The following is a 12784-nucleotide window of genomic DNA, read 5'->3' as shown; positions in this document are numbered from 1 at the left end:
CGGCCCGCGCAGGTTGCGTCAGATGCTTCTCGCGTCCCGTGCCCTGTGCGCGGGACGTTTCTCATGTCAGGTGCGGCGATCGGTGACCATCACCACGCACGTGAAAGGAGACCCATGGCACGCCAGGACAAGGCAGCAGCAGTTGCCGAACTCGCGGACAGCTTCCGTGACTCCCATGGCGCCGTACTCACCGAGTACCGCGGTCTCACCGTCAAGCAGCTGCAGGACCTGCGGCGCTCCCTCGGTGAGAACGTCAGCTATGCCGTCGCCAAGAACACGCTGACCAAGATCGCCGCCAAGGATGCCGGAGTCGACATCGACGACGCGCTCCTGACGGGTCCGACCGCCATCGCCTTCATCACCGGTGATGTCGTCGAGGCGGCCAAGGGTCTGCGTGACTTCGCGAAGGCGAACTCCCCCCTCGTCATCAAGGGTGGCTACCTCGACGGTGCCGTCCTGAGTCCGGAGGAGATCAGCAAGCTGGCCGACCTCGAGTCGCGCGAGGTCCTCCTCGCCAAGCTCGCTGGTGGCATGAAGGCCAGCCTGTCGAACGCGGCGTCGCTGTTCAACGCCCCGCTGTCGCAGGCCGCCCGAGTCTTCGGGGCCCTGCAGGCGAAGACACCCGAAACCGCCGAGGCGGCACCCGCTGCCGAGGCATCCACCGAGACCGAGATCGAGGCGCCTGCCGCGGCAGACGACTCAGTCGAGGCACCCACCGAGGGCTGAAGCCCGATTCGATCGGGGCCCCCTCGGGGCCTCACCACAGGAAGGACGCCACCATGGCGAAGCTCAGCACCAGCGACCTGCTGGACGCATTCAAGGAAATGACCCTCATCGAGCTCTCCGAGTTCGTGAAGGAGTTCGAGGACACGTTCGACGTGACCGCAGCCGCCCCCGTGGCCGCTGCCGCCGCGCCTGCTGCCGGTGGCGCTGCCGCCGGTGGCGACTCCGCTGCCGAGCAGGATGAGTTCGACGTCATCCTCGAGGCCGCCGGCGACAAGAAGATCCAGGTCATCAAGGAGGTCCGCACCCTCACCGGCCTGGGCCTCAAGGAGGCCAAGGACCTCGTCGAGGGCGCTCCGAAGCCGGTCGTCGAGAAGGTCAACAAGGAGAACGCCGACAAGGCGAAGGAGGCCCTCGAGGCCGCCGGCGCCAGCGTCAGCGTGAAGTGATTCGTCACTGAATCCTGCGAGAGGCGTCCATCCCCCCGGGGGATGGACGCCTCTCGTCATTTCGCCCGGCATCGGCCGGTCGGGTGAGGTACGTTACATCGAATGTGTCATGGTTACTCGACGGTCACCTGAGGTGCCCGTGTTCGTAACCTTGGCGGATCGGGTTCGTTGAGGTTTGTGCCTCGGGTCACACCGGGCCACTATGGATGCCGGCGCGTCGATGGCCGGCATGACCGCAGCAAGCAGGAGGGGCTCACCGTGGGTGTTGAAGTCGTGGTCGAGGGACTGACGAAGAAGTTCGGCAGCTCGCTGATCTGGAACGACGTCTCGCTGACCCTCCCCGCGGGCGAGATCTCGGTCATGCTGGGCCCGTCCGGTACCGGCAAGTCGGTGTTCCTCAAGACGCTCATCGGTCTGCTCAAGCCCAACGAGGGTCACGTCTTCATCGAGGGCGTCGACATCGCCAACTGCTCCGAGAAGGACCTGTACGAGGTCCGCAAGCTGTTCGGCGTCCTGTTCCAGGACGGCGCGATGTTCGGCTCCATGGACCTGTACGACAACGTGGCCTTCCCGCTGCGTGAGCACACCAAGAAGTCCGAGTCCGAGATCCGCAACATCGTCATGGACAAGATGGAGCTCGTCGGTCTGTCCGGTGCGGAGAACAAGCTCCCCGGTGAGATCTCCGGCGGCATGCGCAAGCGCGCCGGCCTCGCCCGTGCTCTCGTCCTCGATCCCGAGATCCTGCTGATCGACGAGCCCGACTCCGGTCTCGACCCGGTGCGCACCTCGTACATCAACCAGCTCTTCATCGACCTCAACGCGCAGATCGACGCCACCTTCCTGATCGTCACCCACGACATCAACACCGCACGCACGGTGCCCGACAACATCGGTCTGCTCTACCACAAGCACCTGGCCATGTTCGGTCCGCGCGAGATGCTGCTGACGTCGCAGGAGCCCGTCGTGGCGCAGTTCCTCAACGCCCAGATGGTCGGTCCGATCGGCATGTCCGAGGAGAAGGACGCCGACGAGCTCGCCAGCGAGAAGGGCATCGCCATGCCGCCGCTCCCGCCTGTCGCGCTGCAGCTCGAGCCCTCCGACGGCCGGCCGCGTCGTGGTCAGCGTGAGCCCGGCGAGTGGTGCCGCGCCAACGGCGTCACCCCGCCGGCCGGATCCTTCGTGTCCGAGACGCCGACCGTCGCCGCTGGCGGTGCTGCGTGACTGCAGCCAACATCGCTCGCCCGGCACGTGTAGCGGGCAATCTCTTCGCCTTCATGCTGGACGTGCTGTTCGCGCTGTTCAAGCGACCGTTCCAGCTCAAGGAGTTCCTGCTCCAGTCCTGGTTCATCGTCAAGGTCACCATCATCCCCACGGCCTTCGTCTCGATCCCGTTCGGCGCGGTGATCGCGCTGCAGGTCGGCGGGCTGATCAAGCAGTTCGGTGCGCAGTCGTTCACCGGATCGGCCGCCGTGCTCGCGGTCGTCCGCGAAGCCGGGCCGATCGCCACGGCGCTGCTGATCGCCGGTGCGGCCGGATCGGCGATCGCCGCCGACTTCGGCTCGCGGCGCATCCGCGAAGAGCTCGACGCGATGATGGTGCTCGGCATCGACCCGATCCAGCGCCTCGTCGTGCCGCGCGTCCTCGCCACCATGCTGGTGGCGGTCTTCCTCAACGGCCTGGTCACGGTCGTCGGCGTGGCCGGCGGCTACGTCTTCAACGTGGTGCTGCAGGACGGCACACCAGGTGCGTACCTCGCCTCGTTCACCGCGCTCGCGCAGCTGCCCGACCTGTACCAAGGCATGGTGAAGGCGCTCATCTTCGGCTTCATCGCGGCCATCGTCGCGTCCTACAAGGGCATGAACGCCAAGGGCGGGCCCAAGGGCGTCGGAGACGCCGTCAACGAGGCGGTCGTCATCACCTTCACGCTGTTGTTCATCGTCAACTTCTTCATCTCGGCGATCTACATCCAGCTCGTCCCACCCAAGGGGATGTGACCCATGGCTGACTCCAGGCTCGCGACGGCCACCCAGGCCCCCCTCGGTGTGCTCGACACCCTCGGGCGGCAGATGCTGTTCTACATCCGGGTCTTCCGCTCGGTGCCGCGCACCCTGAAGAACTACGGCAAGGAGATCGTCCGTCTCCTCGCCGAGGTCGCGCTCGGCTCCGGCTCGCTCGCGGTCATCGGTGGAACGGTCGGCGTCATCACCGCCATGTGCTTCTTCACCGGTACCGAGGTCGGCATCCAGGGTTACGCCGCGCTCGACCAGCTCGGCACGGCGGCCCTCACCGGATTCGTCTCGGCGTACTTCAACACCCGCGAGATCGCGCCGATCGTGGCCGGCATCGCGTTGGCAGCCACGGTCGGGTGCGGGTTCACCGCCCAGCTCGGCGCCATGCGGATCAGCGAGGAGATCGACGCCCTCGAGGTCATGGCCGTCCCGTCACTCCCGTTCCTGGTCACCACGCGCGTGATCGCCGGCCTCATCGCGGTCGTGCCGCTGTACATCGTGGGCCTGTTGTCGTCGTACTTCGCCACCCGCCTCACCATCACCCGCATCAACGGGCAGAGTCCGGGTACCTACGACCACTACTTCACGACGTTCCTACCACCCTCGGACGTGTTGTGGTCGTTCGCGAAGGTGCTGATCTTCGCCGTCGTGGTCATCCTCATCCACTGCTACTACGGCTACTACGCGAGCGGCGGCCCCGCCGGTGTCGGCGTGGCCGTGGGTCTGGCCGTGCGCACCTCGATCGTCGCCATCAACGTGGTCGACCTGCTCGCCTCCATGGCGATCTGGGGCACCAACGTGACCGTCAGATTGGCGGGTTGACGCGTGCCCCGTACCCCTGTGCTCGAACGCACCTGGTCGATCCGGACCCTCGGTGCGTTGTTCATCGCGTTGGTGCTGTTCTTCGTCTGGCTCACCTACGCGTTCTTCGACAAGCAGTTCGTGTCCTTCGAGCCGGTCACCATCCGCACCAGCACCGCCGGCGTCAACCTGCCGCAGAACGCCGACGTCAAGCTGCGCGGCGTCATCGTCGGTGAGGTCCGCTCGATCGTCCCCGACGGCGACGGCGTGAAGCTGAACCTGGCCATGAAGCCCTCGCTGCTCAAGGACGTGCCGGCCGGCGTGACGGCCCAGATCGTTCCCAAGACCCTGTTCGGCGAGAAGTACATCGCGCTCATCCCGCCTGCGACGTCCACGGGTGAGTCCCTGAAGGCCGGCGCCGTCATCGATCGCGCGACCGTTCCGATCGAGGTCGAGACGCTGCTCAACGACCTGCAGCCGCTGCTGACCGCCGTCGACCCGGCGAACCTGTCCTACACGCTCACCGCGGTGTCCGACGCGCTCGACGGCCGCGGCAAGCAGCTGGGCGAGACGCTCGTGACGGCCAACCGCTACCTCGCGGAGACCAACCCCGACGTTCCCCAGCTGGTCTCCGACCTGATCAAGCTCGGCACGGTCTCCGACGGCTACGCCGCGGCGATGCCCGAGCTCGGGCGCCTGCTGCGCAACACCGTCGTCACCGGCAACACGTTGGTCGCCAAGCGGGCCCAGCTGACCGCCTTCCTGGACGAGGGGACCCAGCTGTCCAACACCCTCACGGCCTTCACCCGGGCCAACGGCGACAACCTCGTCCAGCTGGCTGCCGACAGCCGCCCGACCCTGCAGGTGCTCGGCGACTACGCGCCCACCTTCCCGTGCTTCCTCGGCGGCATGCGCGAGCTGATCCCACGCCTCGACAGCGCCTTCCGCGGCGGGCAGCTGCACATCGACGCTCGCATCATCGCGCAGCCCACGGCGTACGAGGCCAGCGAGAATCTCAAGGTCACGCAGAAGAAGTTCGACGACGCCTCGAAGGGGCCGGCGGCCCAGCCCCGCAACGGCAAGTCGGCCAGCGCCGAGATCACCGCCGACAACGCTGCGACGCCCGGATGCCTCGACCTCAACGAGATCGTCGGCAGCGCCGCGGGCCAGCAGAAGTACTCCTCGCAGGAGAACGTGTTCTCCGTCCCGCCCGAGGTGTACAAGCTCGTCAACGTCGACAGCGCCCACAACAAGTTCGGCAAGCCGTCGGACTTCAACCGCTCCGCGGTCGCCTCCGACGGGTTGACCTCGATGGTGCAGCCCAGCATGGGTGGCATCGACACCCCCGCCGAGCGTGCGGCGCTGAACGTGTTGTTCGGTGCGAGCGCCGGCATGGCACCCGACGACGTCCCCGACGTCGCATCGCTGATGATGGGTCCGGTTCTTCGTGGGACGGCGGTGACATTGCGATGAGGCTCTCGCGCTACCTCGACGGCGAGTCGCTGGCCGCCCTGCTCAAGCTGCTCGGCTTCATGGTCGTCACCGGCGGGGCCACGTTCATCCTGGCCCTCGTCCTCGGCAACGGATCATTCGCGGATCGCACCGAGTACAAGGCCGTGTTCAGCGACGTCACCGGCGTGGCCAAGGGCGACGACGTCCGCATCGCCGGAGTGGCGGTCGGAGCGGTCCAGAAGGTCCAGATCGTCGACCGCGACAAGGCCATGCTGACCTTCACGGTCGACTCGAGCACCCCGTTGACCAAGAACACCGACGTCACGATCAAGTTCCGCAACCTGGTCGGCAACCGGTACCTCGCACTGACGCAGGGCAGCGACGGCGCCGCGGCGCGGCTGCGGCCCGGTGCGGTCATCGGCGAGGACCACACGCAGGAGGCGCTGGACCTCAACGTCCTGCTCAACGGCTTCAAGCCCGTGTTCCAGGCCCTGTCGCCCACCGACATCAACACGTTCGCCTTCGAGATCGTGCAGACGCTGCAGGGTGAGAGCGGCAACGTCGAGGACCTGCTGGCCCGCACGTCGTCGCTCACCAACACCCTGGCCGACCGCGACCAGCTGATCGGTGACGTCATCACCAACCTGTCCACGGTCCTGCAGACCATCGGCGATCGCGACGCCGAGCTGACCGACACCATCGGCACGCTGCAGGAGTTCGTCACGGGTCTGAAGACCGACCGCAACGCGATCCTCGACTCGATCGACTCCATCTCCGACCTGAGCAACGAGACCTCCGACCTGCTCGTCCAGGGACGACCGGCGCTGACCGAGGACATCAAGCAGCTCAACGCCTTCGCCGGCGGTCTGAGCAAGAAGCAGAACCTCAAGCTGATCTCGGACTCCATCCAGGTCTTCCCCAAGAAGCTGCAGAAGTTCGGCAACGCCGCTTCCAGCGGCTCGGAGTTCAACTTCTACCTCTGCAGCCTGACCGCCAACCTGGACCTGTCCGCCCTGGGCCTGAGTGCCGACAACCCGCTGTCCCTGCCGCAACAGGCTCTGGGCGGAGCGAGGTGTGACCTGTGAAGCCCTTCCGCGAACGCAACCCCGCGATCATCGGATTCATCGGACTGGCGATCATCGCCGCACTGATGCTCGCCTCGTTCCGAGCCGATCGTCTGCCGATCATCGGCAGCGGCGACGTCTACCACGCCGAGTTCAGCGAGATCGGCGGGCTCAAGGACGGCAACGAGGCGCGTGTCGCCGGCGTGTCCGTCGGCAAGGTCACCGGCATCGAGCTCAAGGGCGACAAGGCCGTCGTCACCTTCAAGATCGACAAGGGCACCGAGCTGGGCGACATGACCACGGCCGACATCCGCGTCCGCACCCTGCTCGGTGCGGAGTTCCTGGCGCTGCAGCCGGTCGGCACGAAGCTGCTGCCCAAGGGCGGCACGATCCCGCTGGCGCGCACCGACGCCCCCTACAACGTCGTCGACGCGTTCAGCCAGCTCAGCGAGACCACGGGCGCCATCGACACCAACCAGCTGGCCGAGGCCCTCAACACGTTGTCCGACGTCGCGGCGGCCACGCCGGAGGAGTTCCGCGGAGCCATCAAGGGAGTGTCGAACCTGTCACGCAACCTGGCCGACCGTGACGAGCAGATCAACACGCTCCTGGTCAGCCTCAAGAAGGTCTCCACGGCGATCAACTCCAAGAACGACGAGCTGGTCACCCTGTTCCGCGACTCCGACGTCCTGTTCCAGGCGATCAGCGACCGTCGCGACTCCATCCACCAGCTGCTCATCGCCACGCAGCGGATCTCCACCGAGCTGCGTGCCCTGGTCAAGGACACACGCGCCGACCTGAAGCCGGCGCTGCAGAAGCTCGACACCGTCACCGACCTGCTGGTGCGCAACAAGGAGAGCCTGGACGAGGCCCTGCGCGAGTTCCCCGACTTCACCAACGTCTTCGCGAACGCGCTCGGCACCGGCCCGTGGTTCGACACCTACCTGGGGGTGCAGGGCTCATGAGCGTCTTCGATCGCATGGCTGGTCTGTCCAAGATCCTCGCCGCCGTGGTGGCACTGCTGCTGGTCGGTGCGCTGCTGCTCGCCCTGGGCAACCGCGACGGCAAGAACTACCTGACCGTCGACTTCCCGCAGACCAACTCGCTGTACAAGGGCTCGGACGTCAAGATCCTCGGGGTGCCGGTCGGCCGGGTCGAGAAGCTCACGCCGCGCGGCAACGTGGTGCGGGTCAAGCTTCTCCTACGAGGGCGACGTCAAGCTGCCCAGCGACGTCAAGGTCGTGGTGGTGTCGCCGTCGATCGTCGGCGACCGCTTCGTGCAGCTGGCTCCCGCGTACAGCGGGGGAGCAGTCCTCAAGGACAACGCGTTCCTGCCGGTCAGCCGCACGGCCGTCCCCGTGGAGCTCGACACCATCTACAAGTCGCTCGACGACCTGTCGGTGGCGCTCGGCCCCGAAGGCGCCAACAAGGACGGCGCGCTGAGTCGGCTCATCAACGACTCGGCCACCCAGCTCGACGGCCAGGGCGCCCAACTGAACCAGACGATCCGCAACTTCGGCAAGCTGAGCACCACGCTGTCCGACAACCGCGACGAGCTGTTCGGCAGCCTGCAGCAGGTCCGTGACTTCGTGCAGCTGCTGAACAAGAACGACTCCACCGTGCGGGCGTTCAACGACAGCACGGCACGCGTCTCCACCGTCCTCGAGGGCGAGCGACAGGACCTGAAGAAGACGCTGGAGCAGCTGAGCCTTGCGCTGGTCGACGTCAACAAGCTGGTCAAGGACAACCGCGGCGAGCTGCGCCAGAACGTCAAGAACCTGCGCACCCTCAGCCAGGTGCTGGCCAACCGCACCGACGAGCTGGAGAAGATCACGGTGGCTGCTCCCACCGCGCTCGGCAACGTGGCGCTGGCCTACAACCCGGTGTCGGGCACCCTGGACACCCGGGCCGATCTCGCCGCGGTGCTCAAGCAGCTGCTGGCCAGTGGCCCCAAGGTGCCGGTCCAGCTGCTGTGCTCCCTGCTGGGCGAGGCCGTCCCGGTCGACGGCGTCTGCTCCACCCTGAAGGACCTGCTCGACAAGCTGCCCAACCTGCCGATCCCGGGGACGTCGTCCGGCGCGGCGGCTCCGGCAGCACCCTCGGTTCCCGGACTGCCGAGCCTGCCCGGTCTCGGACGATCCGCGGCAGCCTCCTCGGGGTCCGTGGCCGACATGCTGGCGGTGAACTGACATGACGACCTCCTGGACTCGCCGCCTCAAGATCGCTGCCGTCGCCGCTGCGAGCGCCGTGGCACTGGGCGGGTGCGGCTTCTCGCCGTACAGCATCCCGCTTCCGGGCGGCGCCGACCTCGGCTCCGACCCGTACACGATCACCGCGGAGTTCCGTGACGTGCTCGACCTCGTGCCGCAGAGCGGCGTGCGGGTCAACGACCTTCCGGTCGGCAAGGTCACCAAGATCCAGCTGGACGGCTGGACGGCCAAGGTGACGATGCAGATCAACCGGGACGCCAAGCTGCCCGACAACGCTCTGGCCACGATCCGCCAGACGAGCCTGCTGGGCGAGAAGTTCGTGTCGCTGTCCCCGCCGAGCACCGGTGCCACCGGTCGCCTCGGCAACGGCGACAAAATCCCGCTCGACCGCTCGGGCCGCAATCCGGAGATCGAGGAGGTGCTGAGCGCCGCATCGCTGCTGTTCAACGGCGGCGGGCTCGAGCGCACCAACACGATCGTGCGCGAGCTCAACCAGACCCTCGGCGGCAACGAGCCCGAGATCAAGGAGCTCATCGACAACACCACGAAGTTCCTCGGGCAGCTCGACGACAACAAGGAAGCCCTGCTCACCTCCTTGGAGAAGGTCAACCGGCTGGCCATCGCCACCAACAACCAGCGTGACGCCATCACCGGCGCCCTCGATGACCTGCCGGACGCCTTGCGCGTGGTCAACGGCCAGCGCGACGACCTGGTCAAGCTGCTGCAGGCGCTGAACAAGCTCGGCGACGTCGCCACGGGTGTGATCCGGCAGTCGAAGGCCGACACCGTCGCCGACCTGAAGCTGCTCGTGCCCACCCTCACGAACCTGTCGGCATCGGTCGACGACTTCGCCTACGACTTCCAGGCGCTGCTCAGCTACCCCTTCACCGACGGCACGGTCGGCTCGGGCGCGAAGGCCGACGGAACGCCGCGTTCGGGCAAGCTTCCGGCGCTGGGCAGCTGTGCCAACCCGGCCGGCAACCCGGACAACACGGGCTTCTGCGTCGGCGACTTCACCAACCTGTCGATCCGTCTCGACGTCGACGCCACCCAGCTGCAGGGTCTCCTGTCGTTGCTCGGCCTCAACCTGGAGGACCTGAGCGGATCGGCTCCTGCCACCGCCCCGAGCGGTGCGGCCGGCGCTGCACCGACGGTCCCCGGCGGCTCCGACATCCCCGGGCTGGCTGACCTGCAGCGGGCGTTGGACCGCATCGTCCTCCCGGGCCTGCCCAACCCGCTGGCGTCGCCCGGCAGCGGCACGAGCACGCCCACCCCGGGCGCCCCGTCCAGCGCGGCCACGCCCGGCACCGGTGCCACGGGCGGCGGTCTCACCGGCCGTGGGGGCCTGTTGTGCGGGATCTTCGGCTCGTGCCGGACGGCTCCGGCCTCGTCCGACGGATCGGCCGACCTGGCCGCCGTCCTCCTCCAGCCCGTGGTGACGCCGTGATCTCGAACCTGACCCGAATCCAGCTGGTGATCTTCGCGATCGTCACCGTCATCGGCGGCGCGTTCGTGGGTGGGCGCTACGCCCAGATCGATCGTCTCTTCGTCGACCGCACCTACGAGGTGTCGGCGCAGTTCAGCGACTCCGGCGGCATCTTCGCCGGCGCCCAGGTGACCTACCGCGGCATCGAGGTCGGCCGGGTCGGCAAGCTGACCTTCACGCCCGACGGCGTGCGCGCGACCCTCGACATCGAGAACAGCGCGCCGAAGATCCCGGCCGACGTCACGGCCAAGGTCGCCAACAAGTCGGCCATCGGTGAGCAGTTCGTCGACCTGTCGCCGCGCACCAACAAGGCGCCCTACCTCGCCAACGGCTCGAAGATCGGTCTGGCCAACACGCAGATCCCGCTCGACACGACCACCTTGCTGGTCGACCTCAACAGCCTGGTCAAGTCCGTCGACACCGACAACCTGCGCACCGTGGTCTCCGAGCTGGGCCAGGCCTTCGAGGGCACCGGCGACGACCTGAGCACCATCCTCGACACCTCCAACAAGTTCATCACCACCGCCGAGGACAACATCGACGTCACCCGGTCGCTGATCCAGGACTCCGACCTGGTGCTCCAGACCCAGATCGACAAGCAGGGTCAGCTCGCCACGTTCTCGAAGAACCTGGCGCTCGTGTCCGACTCGCTGGTCGACGCCGACCCCGACCTGCGCCGGCTGCTCGACCAGGGCACGGTCAGCGCCAAGAACCTCGACCAGCTGGTCTCGGAGAACGCCGACGACCTGACGGTCTCGATCAACAACCTGGTCACGGCAGGCAAGCCGCTGAAGAAGAACGTGCTCGGCCTGCGCGCGATCTTCACCCTCTACCCGTACCTCATCGAGGGCTCCTACAGCGTGCTGTCGCCGAGCGAGGTCGACCCGGGAGAGTACGACGCCGAGTTCGGTCTCGTGCTGGACGGGCTGACGAAGCCGCCTTGCACCGAGGGGTACCGTGAGCGTCGCAACACCGCCGACATCACCGACGTGCAGTTCCCGAGCGTCGTCGGCATCGACTGCACGGCCAATCCCAACGACATCGCGCGCCAACCGTCCAAGACCGAGCTGAACCGGACGGCCCCGGCCGCCTCCGGAAAGGACGCCCTCGCGTGGCTGCTGCTCGACCCGGTCAACCGGTGACCGAGACCTCCGAGACCCCGCCCGCCGACGCTCGACCCTCCGTGTCGGGTCGCGTCAAGGCGATCGGCGTGCTGGGACTCGTGCTGGCCGTGGTGGGCGCCGTCCTGTTCGTGGTGCCCACGCGGGGAGGCGCTGCGTCGGACAGCGCCGAGTCCAAGGAGCTGGTCTCGCGGGTCAAGGACTTCGCGACGGCGTACAACACCTACGACGTCGCCGACCCGAAGGACTACCAGGCGCGGGTCAAGGGCCTGCTGACGGCTGACTACGACGCCGAGTTCGTCAAGATCACCACGGCACTGTTCGAGGCGATCAAGGACAAGAAGCAAAAGAGCGGCGGCGCGGTCGTGCGCGAGGTGGCCGTGGAGAGCATGGACTCCGACTCAGCCGTCGTGCTCGTGGTGGTCGACGCCAAGGTCACCAACACCGACAACGCGAACGCGGTGCTGCGCCAGTTCCGCTGGACGGTGAACGTGCAGAAGGTCTCCGGCGAGTGGCGCGTGTCGCAGTTCCAGTCGGTCGCCCCGCAGCCGGTGGGTGACGATCCTGCCGACGGATCGTCGACGCCCACACCGACCGGACCCACCCCGACGGGCCCCACCCCGACGACAGGAGACGGCTCATGAGCGATCGCACCCCGCCCCCGCCTCGCCGTCGCATCGCCGGAGAGACGACCGCTCCGGCCGCCAAGAAGGCGGCCCCAGGCACGAAGGCGCCCGCCAAGAAGGCGCCCGCCAAGAAGGCTCCAGCAGCCAAGAAGGCGCCCGCCACGGCACCAGCCAAGAAGGCACCGGTCAAGAAGGCGCCCGCGACGCCGCAGAGTGCCGTGGCTGCCGCCCCGGCCCGCCCGGCGCCGGCACGTCCGCAGGTCGCCCGACCGGCGCCGCGGACCACGGCTGTCGAGTCCGCCGAGGCTCCGGCGAGTGGCGGACGTGTGCCGATGGTCGTCGCGGCGATCGTGCTCGCCCTCGGCACCGCGCTGACGGTCGCCGGACTGCTCCACGTGTTCGGGGGAGGGTCGTTCGAGGACTCGCGCGCCAAGGCCGTGGCCGCGGCCAGCAGCGCCACCGAGACGATCTTCTCCTTCACCTACGACACCCTGGACGAGCACACCAAGGAGTCCGAGGCCCTGATGACGCCGGCCTACGCCAAGAAGTTCGCCGCCATCGCGCCCGCCCTGGCCGACATCGCACCGGACCGCAAGGTCAACGTCTCGGCCCTCACCCGCAACGCAGCAGCCCTGCCGTGCGGCGACGAGTGCTCGGCCTCCAAGGCCTCGGTCCTGGTGTTCGTCGACCAGGACCGACGCCTCGCCGACGACGGCACGTCGACGGTGTTCGGCAACCGCATCGTGGTGGACATGGTCAAGCGCGACGGCGACTGGAAGGTCAACGACATCCGCGCCCTGTGAGGGCGATTGCGCCTGCAACCGCAGGAAAAGGCAAAATACC

The 12784-nt window shown here is 67.5% G+C and carries 13 protein-coding genes and 1 pseudogene; all 14 read left to right on the top strand.

The genetic code is table 11. The features are described 5' to 3' along the window. Positions 1–114: 114 nt before the first annotated feature. On the top strand, positions 115–726 hold the full coding sequence (rplJ, locus tag AC0L5F_RS07370; RefSeq protein WP_473315967.1) for a 50S ribosomal protein L10: 612 nt from the start codon (positions 115–117) through the stop codon (positions 724–726). Between the two features lie 53 nt (positions 727–779). Further along, positions 780–1172, top strand: coding sequence for a 50S ribosomal protein L7/L12 (gene rplL / locus AC0L5F_RS07365; RefSeq protein WP_473315966.1), 393 nt, complete (start codon positions 780–782; stop codon positions 1170–1172). 258 nt (positions 1173–1430) lie between these two features. Then, positions 1431–2393 carry an ABC transporter ATP-binding protein gene (locus AC0L5F_RS07360; RefSeq protein ID WP_473315965.1) on the top strand — a complete coding sequence of 321 codons (963 nt, stop codon included), beginning with the start codon at positions 1431–1433 and terminating at the stop codon, positions 2391–2393. Between the two features lie 53 nt (positions 2394–2446). Next, entirely contained in the window at positions 2447–3166 is a 720-nt protein-coding gene (locus AC0L5F_RS07355; RefSeq protein ID WP_473316166.1) for an MlaE family ABC transporter permease, read from the top strand. Between the two features lie 3 nt (positions 3167–3169). Beyond that, a complete protein-coding gene (locus AC0L5F_RS07350) occupies positions 3170–4003 on the top strand; it encodes an MlaE family ABC transporter permease (RefSeq protein ID WP_473315964.1) in 834 nt (277 codons plus the stop codon). Between the two features lie 3 nt (positions 4004–4006). Next, positions 4007–5455: an MCE family protein gene (locus tag AC0L5F_RS07345; RefSeq protein WP_473315963.1), complete on the top strand. Its 1449-nt coding sequence runs from the start codon at positions 4007–4009 to the stop codon at positions 5453–5455. Then, positions 5452–6519 carry an MCE family protein gene (locus AC0L5F_RS07340; RefSeq protein ID WP_473315962.1) on the top strand — a complete coding sequence of 356 codons (1068 nt, stop codon included), beginning with the start codon at positions 5452–5454 and terminating at the stop codon, positions 6517–6519. Before AC0L5F_RS07345 ends, AC0L5F_RS07340 begins: the two co-directional genes overlap by 4 nt. After that, positions 6516–7463 (top strand): MCE family protein, encoded by a 948-nt coding sequence (locus AC0L5F_RS07335; RefSeq protein WP_473315961.1) that lies wholly within the window; start codon positions 6516–6518, stop codon positions 7461–7463. Before AC0L5F_RS07340 ends, AC0L5F_RS07335 begins: the two co-directional genes overlap by 4 nt. Then, positions 7460–7654: pseudogene (locus tag AC0L5F_RS07330) on the top strand (MlaD family protein); the annotation flags it as partial. The gene AC0L5F_RS07335 and the pseudogene AC0L5F_RS07330, both read left to right, overlap by 4 nt. A 91-nt stretch (positions 7655–7745) precedes the next feature. After that, positions 7746–8687 (top strand): MCE family protein, encoded by a 942-nt coding sequence (locus tag AC0L5F_RS07325; protein WP_473315960.1) that lies wholly within the window; start codon positions 7746–7748, stop codon positions 8685–8687. Between the two features lies 1 nt (position 8688). Beyond that, on the top strand, positions 8689–10155 hold the full coding sequence (locus AC0L5F_RS07320; protein WP_473315959.1) for an MCE family protein: 1467 nt from the start codon (positions 8689–8691) through the stop codon (positions 10153–10155). After that, positions 10152–11336, top strand: coding sequence for an MCE family protein (locus AC0L5F_RS07315; protein WP_473315958.1), 1185 nt, complete (start codon positions 10152–10154; stop codon positions 11334–11336). Before AC0L5F_RS07320 ends, AC0L5F_RS07315 begins: the two co-directional genes overlap by 4 nt. After that, positions 11333–11959 (top strand): hypothetical protein, encoded by a 627-nt coding sequence (locus AC0L5F_RS07310; protein WP_473315957.1) that lies wholly within the window; start codon positions 11333–11335, stop codon positions 11957–11959. The genes AC0L5F_RS07315 and AC0L5F_RS07310 overlap by 4 nt, the downstream gene beginning before the upstream one ends. Then, complete coding sequence (locus tag AC0L5F_RS07305; protein ID WP_473315956.1) at positions 11956–12744, top strand: hypothetical protein; 789 nt, start codon at positions 11956–11958, stop codon at positions 12742–12744. Before AC0L5F_RS07310 ends, AC0L5F_RS07305 begins: the two co-directional genes overlap by 4 nt. Positions 12745–12784 lie beyond the last annotated feature (40 nt).

Source organism: Aeromicrobium sp. 10G20-16 (genome assembly GCF_055809665.1).
This window is presented reverse-complemented; position numbering and strand designations above follow the sequence as displayed.

Bases quoted from the DNA above. Each gene is read 5' to 3' on its own strand.
- rplJ (WP_473315967.1), top strand. From the start codon at position 115: ATGGCACGCCAGGACAAGGCAGCAGCAGTTGCCGAACTCGCGGACAGC.
- rplL (WP_473315966.1), top strand. From the start codon at position 780: ATGGCGAAGCTCAGCACCAGCGACCTGCTGGACGCATTCAAGGAAATG.
- AC0L5F_RS07355 (WP_473316166.1), top strand. From the start codon at position 2,447: ATGCTGGACGTGCTGTTCGCGCTGTTCAAGCGACCGTTCCAGCTCAAG.
- AC0L5F_RS07350 (WP_473315964.1), top strand. From the start codon at position 3,170: ATGGCTGACTCCAGGCTCGCGACGGCCACCCAGGCCCCCCTCGGTGTG.
- AC0L5F_RS07340 (WP_473315962.1), top strand. From the start codon at position 5,452: ATGAGGCTCTCGCGCTACCTCGACGGCGAGTCGCTGGCCGCCCTGCTC.
- AC0L5F_RS07320 (WP_473315959.1), top strand. From the start codon at position 8,689: ATGACGACCTCCTGGACTCGCCGCCTCAAGATCGCTGCCGTCGCCGCT.
- AC0L5F_RS07305 (WP_473315956.1), top strand. From the start codon at position 11,956: ATGAGCGATCGCACCCCGCCCCCGCCTCGCCGTCGCATCGCCGGAGAG.